Origin of the sequence: Streptococcus oralis SK610 (assembly GCF_000257455.1) — a bacterium.
GTDB classification, from domain to species: Bacteria; Bacillota; Bacilli; order Lactobacillales; family Streptococcaceae; genus Streptococcus; species Streptococcus oralis_CB.
Map to the genome: position 1 here is coordinate 52,414 of NZ_AJKQ01000006.1, position 18,379 is coordinate 70,792.

General features: G+C 43.9%; 11 protein-coding genes. 2 read left to right on the forward strand and 9 right to left on the reverse strand.

Annotated elements, in window-relative coordinates; all coding sequences use genetic code 11:
• Positions 1-86: 86 nt before the first annotated feature.
• Complete coding sequence (gene rpoC / locus HMPREF1115_RS03825) at positions 87-3,752, reverse strand: DNA-directed RNA polymerase subunit beta' (protein ID WP_000228783.1); 3,666 nt, start codon at positions 3,750-3,752, stop codon at positions 87-89.
• A 32-nt stretch (positions 3,753-3,784) separates the two neighbouring features.
• Positions 3,785-7,396, reverse strand: a complete 3,612-nt coding sequence (gene rpoB / locus HMPREF1115_RS03830; protein ID WP_000907175.1) for a DNA-directed RNA polymerase subunit beta — start codon at positions 7,394-7,396, stop codon at positions 3,785-3,787.
• Between the two features lie 443 nt (positions 7,397-7,839).
• Between rpoB and HMPREF1115_RS03835 the strand changes: the two genes are divergently transcribed.
• Positions 7,840-11,556 carry a pullulanase gene (locus HMPREF1115_RS03835; protein WP_000723748.1) on the forward strand — a complete coding sequence of 1,239 codons (3,717 nt, stop codon included), beginning with the start codon at positions 7,840-7,842 and terminating at the stop codon, positions 11,554-11,556.
• 187 nt (positions 11,557-11,743) lie between these two features.
• On the opposite strand, the gene HMPREF1115_RS03840 is transcribed toward HMPREF1115_RS03835, so the two are convergent.
• The 7 genes from HMPREF1115_RS03840 to HMPREF1115_RS03865 are packed head-to-tail and all read right to left on the reverse strand — an operon-like array spanning position 11,744 to position 17,079.
• Positions 11,744-12,508: an amino acid ABC transporter ATP-binding protein gene (locus HMPREF1115_RS03840; RefSeq protein ID WP_000942252.1), complete on the reverse strand. Its 765-nt coding sequence runs from the start codon at positions 12,506-12,508 to the stop codon at positions 11,744-11,746.
• 9 nt (positions 12,509-12,517) lie between these two features.
• A complete protein-coding gene (locus tag HMPREF1115_RS03845) occupies positions 12,518-13,240 on the reverse strand; it encodes an amino acid ABC transporter permease (RefSeq protein ID WP_000350562.1) in 723 nt (240 codons plus the stop codon).
• A gap of 3 nt (positions 13,241-13,243) precedes the next feature.
• Positions 13,244-13,936 (reverse strand): amino acid ABC transporter permease, encoded by a 693-nt coding sequence (locus tag HMPREF1115_RS03850; RefSeq protein WP_000255460.1) that lies wholly within the window; start codon positions 13,934-13,936, stop codon positions 13,244-13,246.
• Positions 13,937-13,968: 32 nt separating this feature from the next.
• Complete coding sequence (locus HMPREF1115_RS03855; RefSeq protein WP_000037009.1) at positions 13,969-14,847, reverse strand: transporter substrate-binding domain-containing protein; 879 nt, start codon at positions 14,845-14,847, stop codon at positions 13,969-13,971.
• An 11-nt stretch (positions 14,848-14,858) separates the two neighbouring features.
• A complete protein-coding gene (locus tag HMPREF1115_RS03860) occupies positions 14,859-15,857 on the reverse strand; it encodes a uroporphyrinogen decarboxylase family protein (protein WP_001290988.1) in 999 nt (332 codons plus the stop codon).
• A 2-nt stretch (positions 15,858-15,859) separates the two neighbouring features.
• Entirely contained in the window at positions 15,860-16,063 is a 204-nt protein-coding gene (locus HMPREF1115_RS0102035) for a hypothetical protein (protein WP_000837734.1), read from the reverse strand.
• A gap of 11 nt (positions 16,064-16,074) precedes the next feature.
• Positions 16,075-17,079: a uroporphyrinogen decarboxylase family protein gene (locus HMPREF1115_RS03865; RefSeq protein ID WP_000157308.1), complete on the reverse strand. Its 1,005-nt coding sequence runs from the start codon at positions 17,077-17,079 to the stop codon at positions 16,075-16,077.
• Positions 17,080-17,446: 367 nt separating this feature from the next.
• On the opposite strand from HMPREF1115_RS03865, the gene HMPREF1115_RS03870 reads away from it, so the two are divergent.
• Positions 17,447-18,304 (forward strand): 5'-nucleotidase, lipoprotein e(P4) family, encoded by an 858-nt coding sequence (locus HMPREF1115_RS03870; protein WP_000703384.1) that lies wholly within the window; start codon positions 17,447-17,449, stop codon positions 18,302-18,304.
• Positions 18,305-18,379: the final 75 nt, after the last annotated feature.

Below are 18,379 nucleotides of genomic sequence, written 5' to 3' on the forward strand. Positions count from 1 at the left end.
TCTTCTATTCTACCATACTTTATGAAAAAGTAGGAAAATTTTTCTGAAATAAAACAAAGAGAACCCAAAGGTTCTCTTGTTTGCTTTTATTCTACTGTTTCTTCAACTTGGATTTCCACAACTTCCTCTACAGGAGCAAGTTCTGCCTCTTCTTGTTCTGGAGCCAGATATTCTGCTTCATTGATAGCTTGTGGTTCAAGGTTACGGTAGCGAGCCATACCAGTACCAGCTGGGATGATCTTACCGATGATAACATTTTCCTTGAGTCCAAGGAGATGATCTTTCTTACCACGGATGGCCGCATCAGTAAGGACACGAGTTGTTTCCTGGAAGGAAGCCGCTGACAAGAAACTGTTGGTTTCAAGCGAGGCTTTGGTAATTCCCATAAGGACTGGACGACCTGTCGCTGGAACTCCACCTGCGATAAGAGCATCCTTGTTAGCATCTGTAAAGTCATTGATATCCATGAGGGTACCCATGAGGAGCTCTGTGTCACCTGGATCCATGACACGAACTTTACGGATCATTTGACGAACCATTACCTCGATGTGTTTGTCACCGATTTCTACCCCTTGGCTACGGTAAACTTTTTGCACTTCACCGAGAAGGTAGGTTTCAACTGACAAGACATCACGAACAGCAAGGAGGCGTTTCGGTTGGATAGAACCTTCTGTCAATGCTGCACCACGAGATACTTGGTCTCCAACTTCGACACGCATACGTGCTGTAAATGGTACCACGTATTCACCTTCGCCAGTTTCACCCTTAACAAAGACTTTCTTAGTACGAGTTGATGCGTCTTCTTCGATGGCTGTAACCTCACCCTTGACTTCTGTGATAACCGCTTCCCCTTTCGGATTGCGGGCTTCAAAGATTTCTTGGACACGAGGAAGACCCTGAGTGATATCGGTATTTGAGGCAACCCCACCCGTGTGGAAGGTACGCATGGTAAGCTGTGTACCAGGTTCCCCGATAGATTGGGCAGCGATTGTACCAACTGCTTCACCAACTTCAACCGCATCACCAGTCGCCAAGTTGATACCGTAACAGTGACGGCAGACACCATGACGAGTGTTACATGTAAATACGGAACGGATAGTGACTTCTTCCACACCAGCATTGACAATTTCACGCGCCTTGTCTTCTGTAATCAACTCATTTGGACCGATGATCACTGCGCCAGTTTCTGGGTGTTTAACAGTTTTCTTAGTATAACGACCATTGAGACGCTCTTCGAGAGACTCGATCATCTCTTTTCCTTCTGCGATAGAACGGATCAAGAGACCACGGTCTGTTCCACAGTCGTCCTCACGAATGATCACGTCTTGGGCAACGTCAACCAAACGACGAGTCAAGTAACCTGAGTCGGCTGTCTTAAGGGCCGTATCGGTCATACCTTTACGGGCACCGTGAGTTGAGAAGAACATTTCGAGTACTGACAAACCTTCGCGGAAGTTTGAAAGGATTGGCAATTCCATGATACGTCCGTTCGGAGCGGCCATCAGACCACGCATACCGGCAAGCTGTGAGAAGTTTGAGATGTTACCACGGGCTCCAGAGTCCATCATCATAACGATTGGGTTCTTAGGATCTTGGTTGGCAACCAAACGTTTCTCCAATTTTTCACGGGCTGCACGCCATTCAGCTGTAACAGCGTTGTAGCGCTCGTCGTCTGTGATCATACCACGACGGAATTGTTTGGTGATTTGTTCTACACGTTTGTGTGATTCTTCGATGATTTCAGCCTTGTCTTCAACAACTGGGATATCGGCAATACCCACTGTCAAACCTGCAAGAGTTGAGTGGTGGTAACCGAGGTTCTTCATGCGGTCAAGTAGGGCAGAAGTTTCTGTCGTACGGAAACGTTTGAAGATTTCAGCGATGATATTCCCAAGATTTTTCTTCTTGAATGGAGGGTTGAGTTCAAGATTGCTGATTGCTTCCTTGATATCTCCACCTAGTGGCAAGAAGTATTTAGCTGGAACACCTTCTGTTAAGTTGGCATTTGTTGGTTCTTGCAAGTAAGGCAGACCCTCTGGCATGATGTCGTTGAAGAGGATTTTACCAACTGTTGTCAACAAGACCTTGTGTTTTTGCTCTTCTGTCCATGGTTTGTTGAGGCTGTCTGTTGCAATACCAACACGTGAGTGGAGGTGAACATAACCATTACGGTAAGCCATAACAGCTTCGTCACGGTCTTTGAAGACCATTCCTTCACCTTCACGACCAGCTTCTTCCATGGTCAAGTAGTAGTTACCCAAAACCATGTCCTGAGATGGAGTAACAACTGGTTTACCATCTTTCGGGTTCAAGATATGCTCAGCAGCAAGCATCAAGATACGAGCTTCTGCTTGGGCTTCTTCTGAAAGAGGTACGTGGATGGCCATTTGGTCACCGTCAAAGTCGGCATTGTAGGCTTCACAGACAAGCGGGTGCAAGCGAAGGGCCTTACCATCAATCAAGACTGGCTCGAAGGCTTGGATACCCAAACGGTGAAGGGTCGGTGCGCGGTTCAAAAGTACTGGGTGTTCTTTGATTACTTCTTCAAGAATATCCCAGATACGTTCGTCTCCACGTTCTACCAAGCGTTTAGCTGCTTTCACGTTTTGCACGATGTCACGAGCGACAATTTCACGCATAACGAATGGTTTAAAGAGCTCGATCGCCATTTCACGCGGCACACCACATTGGTACATCTTAAGAGTTGGACCAACGGCGATAACGGAACGTCCTGAGAAGTCAACACGTTTACCGAGCAAGTTTTGACGGAAGCGTCCTTGTTTCCCTTTGAGCATGTGGCTCAATGATTTGAGTGGACGGCTACCTGGTCCTGTAATCGGACGACCACGACGGCCATTATCAATCAAAGCGTCAACCGCTTCTTGAAGCATACGCTTCTCATTTTGAACGATGATACCTGGTGCATTCAACTCAAGCAAACGAGCCAAACGGTTGTTACGGTTGATAACACGGCGGTAAAGGTCATTCAAGTCAGATGAGGCAAAACGGCCACCATCCAACTGCAACATTGGACGAAGATCTGGTGGAATAACTGGAAGGATGTTGAGAATCATCCATTCAGGTTTATTTCCAGACTTGTAAAAGGCATCCAAAACATCCAAACGACGGATAGCTTTGACACGTTTTTGTCCAGTAGCTGTTTTCAACTCTTCTTTGAGTTCAGTAATTTCTTTTTCAAGATCTACTTGTTTCAAGAGGTCTTGGATGGCTTCGGCACCCATCTTGGCAACGAATGATCCATAACCATACTCACGCAAGCGCTCACGGTATTCGCGCTCTGTCATGATAGACTTGTGCTCAAGTGGTGTATCCTTAGGATCAATCACCACATAAGCCGCAAAGTAGATAACTTCCTCGAGGGCACGAGGGCTCATATCAAGGGTCAAGCCCATACGGCTTGGAATCCCCTTGAAATACCAGATGTGAGATACAGGAGCTTTCAACTCGATGTGCCCCATACGCTCACGACGAACTTTTGTACGCGTCACTTCAACCCCACAGCGGTCACAAACAATCCCTCTGTAACGAATGCGTTTGTACTTGCCACAAGCACATTCCCAGTCTTTTGTAGGACCAAAGATGACTTCGTCAAAGAGTCCTTCACGTTCTGGTTTCAAGGTACGGTAATTGATTGTTTCAGGTTTTTTGACTTCTCCATAAGACCATGAACGGACTTTGCTTGGAGAAGCTAGGGTGATTTGCATACTTTTAAAACGATTTACATCAACCACTATTTCTTCCCTTTCTATTCTAAGCGAACTGCTTATTCTTGTTCAGCAGCTTCTTCTGTTGCTTCCGCTTTTGTTGCTTTCTCTGCTTCTTCAGCTTCAAAGGCTGCTTTAGCCTCTTGGGCTGCTTTTTCGCGGGCTTTTTCAAGGTCATCTACGTGGATGACATCTTCGTCCATTCCTTCATCTAGGTCACGAAGTTCCACTTCTTGGTCATCTTCGTCAAGGACACGCATGTCAAGACCAAGAGATTGCAATTCTTTGACAAGAACTCGGAAGGATTCTGGAACACCTGGTTTTGGAATTGGTTTTCCTTTTGTAATAGCTTCATAAGCTTTCAAACGTCCGTTGATATCGTCAGACTTGTAAGTCAAGATTTCTTGAAGGACATTTGACGCACCGTAGGCTTCAAGAGCCCAAACTTCCATCTCACCGAAACGTTGTCCACCAAACTGAGCTTTACCTCCGAGTGGTTGTTGGGTAACGGTTGAGTATGGTCCGACTGAACGCGCGTGCAATTTATCATCAACCATGTGGTGGAGTTTGATCATGTACATGACACCAACTGATACACGGTTGTCAAACGGCTCACCTGTACGTCCATCGTAAAGGATTGTTTTGGCATCGCTATCCATACCTGCTTCTTTAACAGTGTCCCAAAGGTCTTCAGAACTTGCTCCGTCAAAGACTGGTGTTGCGATGTGGATGCCAAGAGTACGAGCCGCCATACCAAGGTGAAGTTCCATAACCTGACCGATATTCATACGTGATGGTACCCCAAGTGGGTTCAACATGATATCGACTGGAGTTCCGTCTGGAAGGTAAGGCATGTCTTCTACAGGAACGATACGAGAGACAACCCCTTTGTTTCCGTGACGTCCGGCCATCTTATCTCCGACCTTGATCTTACGTTTTTGAGCGATGTAGACGCGAACCAGCATGTTAACACCTGATTGCAACTCATCTCCATTTGCACGTGTAAAGATCTTAACATCACGAACGACACCATCGGCACCGTGAGGTACTCGAAGAGAAGTATCACGCACTTCACGAGACTTGTCTCCGAAGATAGCGTGCAAGAGACGTTCTTCAGCTGAAAGGTCTTTCTCTCCCTTAGGTGTGACTTTACCTACAAGAATATCGCCTTCTTTAACCTCAGCACCGATACGGATAATCCCCATTTCGTCAAGGTCTTTAAGGGCATCTTCACCAACGTTTGGAATTTCACGAGTAATTTCTTCAGGCCCAAGCTTTGTATCGCGCGTTTCTGATTCATATTCTTCGAGGTGGACAGATGTGTAGACATCGTCTTTGACCAAGCGTTCGCTCATGATAACGGCATCCTCGAAGTTGTAACCTTCCCATGTCATGTAGGCAACGATTGGGTTTTGTCCAAGCGCCATTTCCCCTTTTTCCATAGAAGGTCCGTCAGCGATAAAGTCGCCTTTTTCAACGACATCGCCAACTTTAACAAGTGTACGTTGGTTGTAAGCAGTACCTGAGTTTGAACGACGGAATTTTTGAATGTGGTAGACATCCAATGAACCATCTTCGCGGCGTACTTCTACCTTGTCAGCATCTGCGTATGTAACTTTACCATCATACTGGGCAATAACAGCCGCTCCAGAATCATGAGCTGCTTGATACTCCATACCTGTACCAACGTAAGGTGCTTTTGGATCAATCAAAGGCACAGCCTGACGTTGCATGTTGGCACCCATGAGGGCACGGTTGGAGTCATCGTTTTCCAAGAAAGGAATACATGCAGTCGCAACGGCAACTACCTGTTTTGGTGACACGTCCATGTAGTCAACCACTTCTGCTGGATACTCTTGGTTGACCCCTTGGTGACGTCCCATGACAACTTTCTCAGCAAAAGTACCATCTTCGTTGAGACGAGAGTTAGCTTGCGCTACAGTAAATTCATCTTCTTCATCGGCTGTCAACCAAACGATTTCATTGGTAACAACACCTGTTTCACGGTCAACCTTACGGTATGGTGTTTGAACAAATCCATACTTGTTCAAGTGCCCGTAAGATGACAAGTTATTAATCAAACCGATGTTAGGTCCTTCAGGTGTCTCGATTGGACACATACGACCATAGTGAGTGTAATGCACGTCACGTACTTCATATCCAGCACGGTCACGTGTCAAACCACCAGGTCCTAAGGCTGACAAACGGCGTTTGTGAGACAACTCAGAAAGCGGGTTGTGTTGGTCCATGAACTGTGACAACTGTGATGAACCAAAGAATTCTTTAACCGCAGCTGTTACAGGACGGATGTTGATGATTTGTTGAGGTGTTAAGACTTCATTGTCCTGAACAGACATGCGTTCACGGACATTACGTTCCATACGAGAAAGTCCAAGACGTACTTGGTTGGCAAGCAATTCACCAACTGCACGGATACGACGGTTCCCAAGGTGGTCGATATCATCCACACGTCCAATACCTTCAGCCAAGTTGAGGAAGTAGCTCATCTCTGCAAGGATATCTGCAGGAGTTACAACACGAACCTTGTCGTCTGGATTGGCATTTCCGATGATGGTTACAACACGGTCTGGATCCGTTGGGGCAACAACCTTGAATTTTTGAAGCACAACTGGTTCTGTCAGAACAGCTGCATCGTTTGGAATATAAACAATCTTGTTCAAGTCGCCATCCAAGTGACTCTCGATACTTTCAATCACGCTACGAGTCATAACGGTACCAGCTTCTACCAAGATTTCACCAGTTTCAGGGTCTACCAATGGCTCCGCAATGGTTTGGTTGAGCAAGCGTGTTTTAACGTTGAGTTTTTTATTGATCTTGTAACGACCAACGGCTGCTAAGTCATAGCGACGTGGGTCGAAGAAACGTGCCACAAGCAAGCTACGTGAGCTTTCAGCAGTCTTAGGCTCACCTGGACGAAGGCGTTCGTAGATTTCTTTCAAGGCTTCGTCTGTACGAGAGTCCATTGGATTCTTGTGGATATCTTTTTCAACGGTGTTGCGAACCAATTCGCTATCACCAAAGATATCAAAGATTTCATCATCACCTGAGAAACCAAGCGCACGAACCAAGGTCGTAAATGGAATCTTACGAGTACGGTCGATACGAGTGTAGGCAATGTCTTTTGAGTCGCTTTCCAGTTCCAACCAAGCTCCACGGTTAGGGATAACAGTTGAGCCGTATCCCACTTTACCGTTCTTGTCTACTTTGTCGTTAAAGTAAACACCTGGTGAGCGGACCAACTGAGAAACGATAATACGTTCACCACCATTGATGATGAAAGTACCCATTTCGGTCATGATTGGGAAATCACCAAAGAAGACTTCTTGGGTCTTGATTTCGCCTGTTTCTTTATTAATCAAGCGGAAGGTTACAAAAATTGGTGCTGAGTAGCTAGCATCGTGGATACGAGCTTCTTCTAGCGTGTATTTTGGTTCCTTGATTTCATAGCCAACAAATTCCAACTCCATTGTGTCTGTGAAGTTTGAAATTGGCAATACATCTTCAAATACTTCCTTCAGACCGTGATCTAGGAAATCTTTGAATGAATCCGTTTGAATTTCAATCAAATTTGGTAAGTCAAGAACTTCTTTGATTCTTGAAAAACTACGACGGGTACGATGTTTCCCGTATTGAACGTCATGTCCTGCCAAGATGATTCTCCTTTGTAAATAAATTCCAAGCCTTGTCAATCAGGCTTTTCTAATCGTCATATGGTTTTTAAAACCCCTATCACCGTGTCCTTTTGATTAATTTTCAGAATCTTTAAATCTTTGTTACAAGCACTCAAAAACCTTGAAAAAAAGCACAAAAAGAGCAGCTAAATCTGACTTTTTCAGAAGATTTAACTGCTGTGAGCCTTGTCTGGACAATATTTCAGACAAAACCTACGACAAATGATTACTCATATTATACCTTATTTAGCTAGATTTTTCAAGGTTTTTTTACTATTTTTTAAACAATCTTTTCCTATATATTATTTTAAAATTTCAAGAGAATGAAGCAATATATTTTCTCTCAAAAATTAGGAAAACGCTTGCACTAATGTTTACCTCGTGCTATACTGTTAGGGAACAACTACACAAGGAGAATTGTGATGAAAAAGATCCCATCTCAAACTGAGAAAAAAATGATTTACGGTATCCGTTCCTTGAAGAACGGAACTGGTTCTGTCCTTATTGGTGCCAGCATTATCCTGCTTTCTGCTGCAATGCCAACTATTTCGGCCAATGAAAACCTTCCGCAAACTCAGGAAAATACCAGCGCTGTGACCAAGTCCCCTACTGAGACTGAAACGAGTCAAACTCAAAAGGAAACGCCTATTTCTGAACAAAAGAATGCAAACGCTTCCCTTGATTCTAAAAAAGAAGCTCCAGCTGTGGAAGCTACTACAGCACCAGAAACACCTAAAACAGAAGATGCTAGCACAAGCCAGGCCAACAGCAAGGAAGAGAAAGTAGATGCCAGCACTTCGGCACCAACTTCAGATCAAAAACCACAAGCTGATACATCTTCTGAAGAACCTATCGAAGACAACCACTTCCGCATCCATGTGAAAAAACTTCCTGAAGAAAATAAGGATTCTCAAGGCCTTTGGACTTGGGACGATGTTGAAAAACCTTCTGAAAACTGGCCCAATGGAGCCAAGTCCTTCAGGGATGCCAAGAAAGATGACTATGGCTATTACCTAGACGTCAAACTCAAGAATGATCAAGCCAAGAAGATCAGCTTCCTCATCAACAACACCAAAGGGGATAACCTTACTGGAGACCGTTCAGTAGAGCGCCTCTCTCCAAAAATGAATGAAGCTTGGCTAGATGAAAACTATAAGGTATACAACTACCGTCCTCAGCCAGCGGGAACTGTCCGTGTCAACTACTACCGTACCGACGGAAACTATGACAAGAAATCACTCTGGTATTGGGGTGATGTCAAGAATCCTAGTAGCGGAGAATGGCCTGACGGGACAGACTTTACTGCAACTGGAAAATATGGCCGTTACATTGATATCCCACTCAATGAAGCTGCAAGAGAATTTGGATTTTTATTACTAGACGAAAGCAAGAAAGGCGATGATGTGAAAATCAGAAAAGAAGATTATAAATTCACTGATCTAAAAAATCACAGTCAGATTTTCCTCAAAGATGATGACGAAACCATCTACACCAACCCCTACTACGTTCACGATATCCGTATGACTGGTGCCCAACACGTGGCTAAATCTCGTATCGAAAGCAGTTTTTCTACCCTCGTTGGAGCTAAGAAAGATGATATCCTCAAACACTCCAGCATCACTGATTACCAAGGGAATAAAGTAGCTATCACAGACGTGGAAGTGGATGAGGCAGGTAAAAAAGTGACCTACATCGGCGACTTCTCTGACACTCAACACCCTTACACTGTCAGCTACAATTCAGACCGCTTTACCACACGTTCAAGCTGGCGCCTCAAGGATGAATCCTACAGTTACGATGGTCCACTCGGCGCAACTCTAAAAGAAGATGGCAAGCGTGTTGATCTCACCCTCTGGTCTCCGAGTGCCGATAAAGTTTCCGTTGTCGTCTACGACAAGAAAGACCCTGAAAAAGTAGTCGGAACTGTCGCCCTCGAAAAAGGAGAAAAAGGAACCTGGAAACAAACTCTGGATGCAAACTCTGGTCTCGGTATCAGCAACTACACTGGCTACTACTACCACTACCAAATCGAGCGCCAAGGTAAAACTGTCCTCGTTCTTGACCCTTATGCCAAATCATTAGCGGCTTGGAACAGTGACCTAGCAAAAACAGATGCCGCTCATAAGGTCGCTAAAGCTGCCTTTGTCGATCCAGCGAAGTTAGGTCCGCAAGACTTGACCTATGGAAAGATTCGTAACTTCAAATCACGTGAAGATGCCGTTATCTATGAAGCGCATGTACGTGACTTCACTTCGGATCCTGCCATCGCAAAAGATTTGACCAAGCCATTTGGTACCTTTGAAGCCTTTATTGAAAAACTGGACTATCTCAAAGACTTGGGTGTGACCCACATCCAGCTCCTTCCAGTCTTGTCTTACTACTTTGTCAATGAATTGAAGAACCAAGAACGTTTGTCTGCCTACGCTTCAAGCAACAGCAACTATAACTGGGGATATGACCCTCAAAACTACTTCTCCTTGACTGGTATGTACTCAAGCGATCCTAAGGATCCAGAAAAACGTATCGTAGAATTCAAAAACCTCATCAACGAAATCCACAAACGTGGCATGGGGGCTATCTTGGATGTGGTCTACAACCATACTGCCAACGTTGATATTTTTGAGGATATTGAGCCAAACTACTATCACTTTATGGATGCGGACGGAACTCCTCGTACTAGCTTTGGAGGCGGCCGTTTGGGAACTACCCACTACATGTCTAAACGTGTCTTGGTAGACTCCATCAAGTATCTGGTTGAAACCTACAAAGTAGATGGTTTCCGCTTTGATATGATGGGTGACCACGATGCGGCTTCTATCGAAGAAGCGTACAAAGCTGCACGCGCCCTCAATCCAAATCTTATCATGCTAGGTGAAGGCTGGAGAACCTATACTGGTGATGAAAATACGCCTGTACAACCTGCTGACCAAGATTGGATGAAGAAAACAGATACTGTCGCTGTCTTTTCAGACGACATCCGTAACAACCTCAAGTCTGGCTATCCAAACGAAGGTCAACCTGCCTTTATCACAGGTGGCAAACGCGATATCAATACCATCTTTAAAAATCTGATTGCTCAACCAACTAACTTTGAGGCTGACAATCCTGGAGATGTTATCCAGTATATCGCAGCCCATGATAACTTGACCCTCTTTGACATCATTGCCCAGTCTATCAAAAAAGACCCAAGCAAGGCTGAAAACTACGCTGAGATCCATCGTCGTTTGCGACTTGGAAACCTCATGGTCTTGACTGCTCAAGGAACTCCGTTTATCCACTCTGGGCAGGAATACGGACGTACCAAACAATTCCTTGATCCAGCCTATAAGACTCCTGTTCCTGAAGATAAGGTTCCAAACAAGTCTCACTTGTTGCGCGACAAGGACGGCAAGCCATTTGTCTATCCTTACTTTATCCATGACTCTTACGACTCTAGTGATGCTGTCAACAAGTTTGATTGGACCAAGGCAACAGATGGTAAAGCCTTCCCTGAAAATGTCAAGAGCCGTAACTACATGAAAGGATTGATCGCCCTTCGTCAATCGACAGATGCCTTCCGACTCAAGAGTCTGCAAGACATCAAAGAGCGCGTCCACCTCATTACTGTTCCAGGACAAAATGGCGTTGAAAAAGAAGATGTGACCATCGGCTACCAAATCACTGCTCCAAACGGTGATGTCTACGCTGTCTTTGTCAATGCGGATGATAAGGCTCGTGAATTTACTCTAGGAACTGCATTTGCTCACTTGAGAAAAGCTGAAGTCCTAGCAGATGAAAATCAAGCCGGACCAGTAGGAATTTCCAACCCTCAAGGTCTCGAATGGACTGAAAAAGGCTTGAAATTGAACGCTCTCACTGCCGTTGTTCTCCGCTTGTCTCAAGGTGGTGCTATTGTCGCCCCAGCTGTGGAAGAAAAACCAGAATTTGATCTTTCTAGCTTGGAAGTTGAACCAGAACAAGGCCGAACTCAAAGCCTAGCAGCTAATCCTGAAACTCAAGAAACTGCTGCAGAGGCTCACTCTCAGAACCTCCTTCCAAACACAGGAACTGAGAGCAAATCCCTCCTTGCCCTTGCTGGATTCAGCATCCTTGCCCTTCTCGGACTTGGATGGTTGATAAAAAACAAGAAAAAGAAATAATGCTCAATGAAAATCAAAGAGTAAACTAGGAAGCTAGCCGCAGGCTTTACTCGAGTACGACAAGGTGAAGCTGACGTAGTTTAAAAAGATTTTCGAAGAGTATAAACTAGCCCTCCTATAGAAAAACACCCCATGATTAGAAGACTCTTCTAGCCATGGGGTGTTGTTTTTATGATACACTTATCTATCAAATCATATATTCTACACTATAGGTTGCATCTGATAAGATACGAGCCAGAAACTGCTTGGTTCGTTCTTCTTGTGGACGACTAAAGAAATCGTGGGGATTGTTCTCCTCTACGATACGGCCTCCATCCATGAAAATAACGTGGTTTGCGACATCTCTAGCAAATCCCATCTCATGCGTGACGACCACCATGGTCACACCTTCTCCCGCCAACTGTTTCAGAACATCCAAAACATCTCCAACCAACTCAGGGTCTAGTGCCGATGTTGGTTCATCTAGCAAAATGACCTCGGGCTTAACGGCAATGGCACGCGCAATTCCTATTCGTTGTTGTTGCCCTCCAGATAGTTGTGAAGGGTAGTAGTCCTTATAAGCAAGTAAACCAACTTTTTCCAAGGCAGATTCTGCACGTTTGAGCGCTTCTTCCTTGGGTACTTTACGAGCTACGATTAGGCCTTCTAGAATATTTTCCAGAGCAGTTTTGTTTGCAAAGAGATTGTAGTGTTGGAAAACAAAGGCTGTTTTTTGGCGAATTTCTAGAATGTCTTTCTTGCTTAATTTGGCTAAGTCATAAGTTTTTCCTGCCAAGGTCAAACGGCCACTGTCAGCTTTTTCTAAGTGGTTGAGACAACGGAGAAAGGTCGTTTTCCCCGAACCTGATGGTCCTAAGATAACGACGACATCCCCTTGGTTGACCTGGAGATTGACATCCTCCAGGACCTGTCTCTCACCAAATGTTTTTGCGATATGTTCTACTTGTAACATCCTGTCCTCCTATACAAAACGCGCGCTAGATGCTTTCGCTCTCTTTTCTTTTTTTACATAGCATTTTTCTAATACAGAAAAGCCCCACTGAATCAAAACACAGATCAAAATATACTGCAAAAATATTACAAAATAAGACTCAAAATACTGGTAACCGAAGGACGCTTCTACACGAGCAATAGCGGTGATATCCTTGATGGTCATAACAAAGACTAGGGAGGTCCCTTTGACGATATTGATCACCAGATTGGCCAAGTTAGGCAAGGCTGAGCGCAAGGCTTGAGGAAAAACAATCCTTAGATAGGCCTGGGTCGTAGTCAGCCCAATCGCATGCGCCGCCTCTAGTTGTCCCTTGTCCACCGTCAAGATCGCTGAACGCAAAATCTCCGATAAACTCCCGACTGTCATCAAACTATAAATGATAAAGGCATAGTAGAGAGGATCAAGCTTGAAAATATCAAAGTCACTTCCTATGCTTTTGAGAAATTGATTCAGCAAACTTGGAAACAAACTATAAAAGAAGAGAATCAATAAAATCGGTGGAGTCGCTCGGATAAAAGCCAGATAGACCAGAGAAAAACTCCTCACACCTCGAACCTTATAAATCTGCCCCAAGGCCAAAAATAGAGCCGGTAAAAAGCTTAAGACCATAGCCACAATCATGATAATCAAGGTGATTGGCACACCTTTCAAGGTCTCCAGAAAGGTCTTTACAATATAGTCTATATCCATTTCTTACCTCCCTTTTGTTTCCAAAGACTTCTCAAGCAAACGACTCAAGCTAGAAATAACCAAGGCAATCCCCCAGTAAAGAAGCGCAACTGCAGTATAGGTTTCCAGCGAGTAGTTCCCTAAATTGCGACTGATCAAGAGATTGCCTGCCCCCATGACATCAACAAAACCAATCGTATAAGCCAAGGCAGCATCCCGCATGAGATTGAGAATAGCGGTTGTTATATTGGGAAGAGCAACTTGAAAAGCTTGGGGAAAAATGATTCTCCAAAAAGTCTGACTTGGAGTCAAACCAATACTAAGCCCGGCCTCTGTCTGCCCCTTTGGAATAGCTTGATAGGCCGCCTTGAAAACCTCGGCAACAATAGCCGCAAACAAGAGAATCATCGTCAAGAGAACAAAAATAGTTTTAGACCAGTTGTTGATATCCAAACCAAGCCACCATTTCAGAAATTCTGGCAAGCCATAAAAGACTAGAAAAAGCAAGACAATCGGCGGTGTACAACGAAGGGTAAAGATATAGCCTTTGGAAATCGCTGCAAAACTCTTGTCTTCTCCTACTTGCGCCCAGGCCAAGAGACCTCCAAAAAGGGAACCAAGAAGAGTGGTAAAAAAGAGAATGGACAAGGTCATAGGAAGTGCCTGCCATAAGGTCGGTAAAAACTGAAAGACCTTGGAAAAATCATAAGAAACCATGCAAAACCCTTTCTAGTCTTGGAATTTCTGGCCTAGTCTTTGTCTACATAACTAAAGACATCTTCTTTAAAGTATTGCTGAGATAGCTTAGCAAGCGTGCCATCTTCTTTCAACTCTTTGATTGCTTTTTCGTATTCTTTAGCGAATTTCTCACCCTTTTCATCACGGTGAATCAAGGGATAAGTTGGAATGCCCTTGTATGGGAACCAGCTGAGTTTATCCGCATATTGGTGGTAAGGGCCATCTTCTGCGGTAACTGCTTTTTCAAAGGACAGTTTGATATCAAAGAAGGCGTCATAACGTCCTTCTAAGACCCAGGCATAGGCATCTGCCACTTTAAAGGATTCAGCTGCTGTTAGCTCAATCGGTGCATCCTGATGTTTTTCATTGTAGCTGGTGATAACATTCCATTGAGCATTCTGTGGAGAGATGGGAACCAATTTCCCTTTATTCTTAGCAAAGTCATCAATGGTTTTGTATTTCTGTTCATCTTCTTTTCTGACAGTAAATCCGATGATGCTCGCTCCGACTGGTTCAGATGGAATGACAAACTTTTTAGCTCGTTCATCTGTGTACCAAGCTCCCTTGGTTCCGATGTCATACTTGCCTGATTCCAGACCAATCAAGAGGTCGTCATCACTGGTGCCCGTATATTCAAATTGATAGTTTGCCAACTTCTCATCAACAGCCTTCAAAACAGCTACCTCATAACCATCTGATTCCCCTTTTTCATTGACAAAGTCATAAGGCACATAGTTTTGTGTATGGGCAACCTTCAAGGTTATGACTTCAGCAGACGAAGCCGTTTCTCCATCCTTGGTTGGAGCACCAGCTAAACTTCTCCCGATAATCGTTGCCCCAATTACTGCAACCACTGCTACACCACCGATAATCCATGCTTTTTTACTCATCTTTTTCTCCTTTAGTTTTCAAGCGCTTCTCTCACCCACTGGATACGTTCAACTGCGATATCACTTGGAATGGTACAATCTGCCCCAAGTACCAAGCCCTGTTCCCCAGCTTCTGCAACTAGTTTCTTTGCCTCAGCCTGAATGGCATCCTTGCTACCAGTATACAGTAAGCCTGTCTTACCATTTTCGAATCCTCCAAGAACCGTACGTCCCTTGAAAATCTCACGACCTTCCTTGAGAGTGATTCCCTCTGGTCCTACAGCCCAGTTAAAGACTTGGGCTGGATAGTCTGCAAAAAGGTGAATATCATTTCGCGCCCCCTCGTAGCCACAGATATGAAGAACCGTGACGCCACCAACAGCACTAGCTGCTTCCAGAACCGTTATCTCGCTAGGGGCAATGACGGCTTGATAATCTACTGCCGACACTCGTTGATCTTGGATGCTTTGCACGCTGAGGTATATTCCATCAGCACCAGCCTCTTCGATGACAGCTCGGCTGAGACTCGCAATATCCTCTGCAATCACATCCAATACCTTCTTCAAAGCTTCAGGATCTTCCACCAGAAAATCTGCAATGAGGTCATCGCCACCAGACACTTCCCCCAGCAGCCACTTGAGATAGGTCACAGGAGCAAAAATATTGTAAATCGCAACGATATCTTCTGTAAACTCTTGCTTGATTTTCTTAACCAAGTCAACCTGCTCTTTTATCCAAACGTGCTCTGGTCCGAGTGGTTGAATGGTTGCCAATTCTTGAAGTGATTTGCCTTTGGCAATCACTGGATTTGGATAAGCAAAGTATCCATCACTCATTAACTTGATAAAGTCTGGCTGAACTTCTCGGATAAAGCGCTTATGTCCCTCGATATTCTTCTCGATAATGACTGGATTTGAGAAACCGTGTAGCCATTCGTCTTCGGATGTGAAATGGTGCCAAAAGCCAACTGGCACACGTTCAACCTTTTCACCTCTAAATGCTTTTAAAACCCATTCTTTTTTTTCTGACATTCTTATTCTCCATTTCTTACTTTTTCAACTAATAAACTGCTTGCGATATCATTCGAGCGTAGAAAGGGGAGACTGGACTTGGAAAAATCCTGAACTCCATGACATCTCTCTCCATTTTTGCAGTGCCCTTTTTTTACGACGCTTATGGCAATCAAGGCCAGCAAACCGACAACTGCAATGAAGATGCCCCATCTTTTACTTTTCATAGCTCCTCCTTTTAGAGAACAGCTGCCTGTCGAATCCAGTCCAACCTCTCTAAGTCAAAGTCATCTGGAACAGTACAGTCAGCTCCCAGAAGAACGCCTTTACTACCAGCTTCAGCCAACAACCGCCTTGTTTCATCTTGCAATTCTGCCTTGGAACCTTGATAAAGCAAGCTTTTCTTGCCATTTTCGAATCCACCTAAAACGGCCTTATCTCGGAATAACTCTTGACCCTGTGTCAAACTAACATCCTCATGGTGGGTCGCCCAGTTGACCACTTGAGCTGGATAGTCCTTAAATATCGTCACATCATTGCTCGCACCTTCAAAACCACAGATATGGAGGATATTGGTCCCACCCAACTGATTAGCTGCTTCCAAAATCGCTATATTGCTCGGTTCGATATAGGTTTGGTAGAGTTCTGGTGTGATGCGCTCATCTTGAATTTCCTGGGTGCTGAGATAAATCCCATCAACTCCACCTTGCTGGATGATTTTCTGAGTTAGGATAGCAATATCTCTTGCAATCACATCTAGAATAGATCTGAGTTGCTCAGGATTTTCAAGCAATAGGTCAGCCACTTCCCTATCTCCTCGAGAAGTTTCTGTACGGAACCAACGCTTGAGGTAGGAGATAGGCGAAAAGATATTGTAGAAAGAAGCAATCTCTTCGGTAAAGGTCTCTCGAATCGCTTGTACCACTTCCACCTGTTGCTGAATCCATGGGTGTTCCTCACCAATCGATTCAATAGAAGTCAGCTCCTGAATGCTTGCAATCTTAGGACTATAGACATTACTTGGATAAAGAAAAAAACCGTCGCTCATAATTTTGACAAAATCAGGGCGAATCCTTTCCACATAGTTGCGATGCCCATCAACACTTTTTTGAAAGATACGTGGATTATTTAATCCCTGCCCCTTTTCTTCGAGTGTTACAAAATGAAACCAAAATCCCACAGGAACTCTTTCCACTTCATCGCCTCGGATCGCTCTAAAGACTAGATCTCTTTTACTTGCCATACCTTTCTCCTTCCATTTGGATTGAAACCATCTTACCACTCCTTTTCCCCTTTTCCCAATATATATTGACTATCAACTCGATTGGATTTTTTTATATCTATAAAGAAAAAAATCCCTGAAAAGCTTGATATTACTAGCCTTTCAAAGATTCACTTTATTTTCATCTATTTTTCAAAAAGAAGCTGATATAGATTTTCTATCAAGCCGATTGGATTTTTTTATATCCATCTTCATTCCCAAATTAAGTACATAATTTTATCCTAATACCAAATTACTACTGAAAAATTTCTTTTCTCTCGATATTTCCTTGCACAAATCCCATGAAAACGCTACAATATTAATAGACTATTATTAGGAGGATGGGATTATGAAAATATCCAAAGTTACCATTACAATTGCTTCTACACTTGCTTCCGTCATTTTACTGACTGGCTGTGGCACAAATTCGGCAAATTCACAGACAACACAAAGTAGTACATCTGACAATCAGGTTACAATGACCTATGATCAGTTGCGTTCAAGAGAAAATACTATGTCAACTCTTTGGTATCAAAAAGCAGCTGAAACCAAGGCACTCTATCTACAAGGTTACAATGTCGCTACTAATCGTTTGAAAGAACTACTAAAAACACAGACAGATAAACCCTACTCTATCGTTTTGGACTTAGACGAAACCGTATTAGACAATAGCCCTTATCAAGCGCAAAATGTCAAAGATGGAACAGCATTTACCCCAGAAAACTGGGATGTCTGGGTAAAAAAAGCCGCAGCCAAGGCTGTACCAGGTGCTAAAGACTTTCTCCAATTTGCAGACCAAAACGGTGTCCAAATTTACTATGTATCTGACCGCACGATAGACCAGTTAGATGATACGATCAAAAACCTAGAAAACGAAGGGATTCCTGTACAAAGCCGCGATCATCTCATGTTCTTAGAAAAAGGCGTCAAATCTAAAGAAGGTCGTAGACAAGCAGTCCAAGAAAAAACCAACTTAGTCATGCTACTAGGAGACAATCTTGTGGACTTTGCAGAGTTTTCAAAGACCTCTGAAACTGAGCGCGACCAAAAATTAGAGGAATTACAAAAAGAGTTTGGTGAGAAATTCATCATTTTCCCTAACCCAATGTACGGATCATGGGAAAGCACTGTTTACAATGGTAATAAATTGGATGCCAAAGGTCAAACTGAAGAGCGCCAAAAAAACTTACAAGGTTTTGATAAATAAAATAAGGGAGCCATATACCAGTTTACACCAACCACAAGATATCGTATTTGCGAGAATAGCGAAAAAAGACGATTT

Bases quoted from the DNA above. Each gene is read 5' to 3' on its own strand.
- HMPREF1115_RS03835 (WP_000723748.1), top strand. From the start codon at position 7,840: ATGAAAAAGATCCCATCTCAAACTGAGAAAAAAATGATTTACGGTATC.
- HMPREF1115_RS03840 (WP_000942252.1), bottom strand. From the start codon at position 12,508: ATGTTACAAGTAGAACATATCGCAAAAACATTTGGTGAGAGACAGGTC.
- HMPREF1115_RS03845 (WP_000350562.1), bottom strand. From the start codon at position 13,240: ATGGATATAGACTATATTGTAAAGACCTTTCTGGAGACCTTGAAAGGT.
- HMPREF1115_RS03850 (WP_000255460.1), bottom strand. From the start codon at position 13,936: ATGGTTTCTTATGATTTTTCCAAGGTCTTTCAGTTTTTACCGACCTTA.
- HMPREF1115_RS03855 (WP_000037009.1), bottom strand. From the start codon at position 14,847: ATGAGTAAAAAAGCATGGATTATCGGTGGTGTAGCAGTGGTTGCAGTA.
- HMPREF1115_RS03860 (WP_001290988.1), bottom strand. From the start codon at position 15,857: ATGTCAGAAAAAAAAGAATGGGTTTTAAAAGCATTTAGAGGTGAAAAG.
- HMPREF1115_RS0102035 (WP_000837734.1), bottom strand. From the start codon at position 16,063: ATGAAAAGTAAAAGATGGGGCATCTTCATTGCAGTTGTCGGTTTGCTG.
- HMPREF1115_RS03865 (WP_000157308.1), bottom strand. From the start codon at position 17,079: ATGGCAAGTAAAAGAGATCTAGTCTTTAGAGCGATCCGAGGCGATGAA.
- HMPREF1115_RS03870 (WP_000703384.1), top strand. From the start codon at position 17,447: ATGAAAATATCCAAAGTTACCATTACAATTGCTTCTACACTTGCTTCC.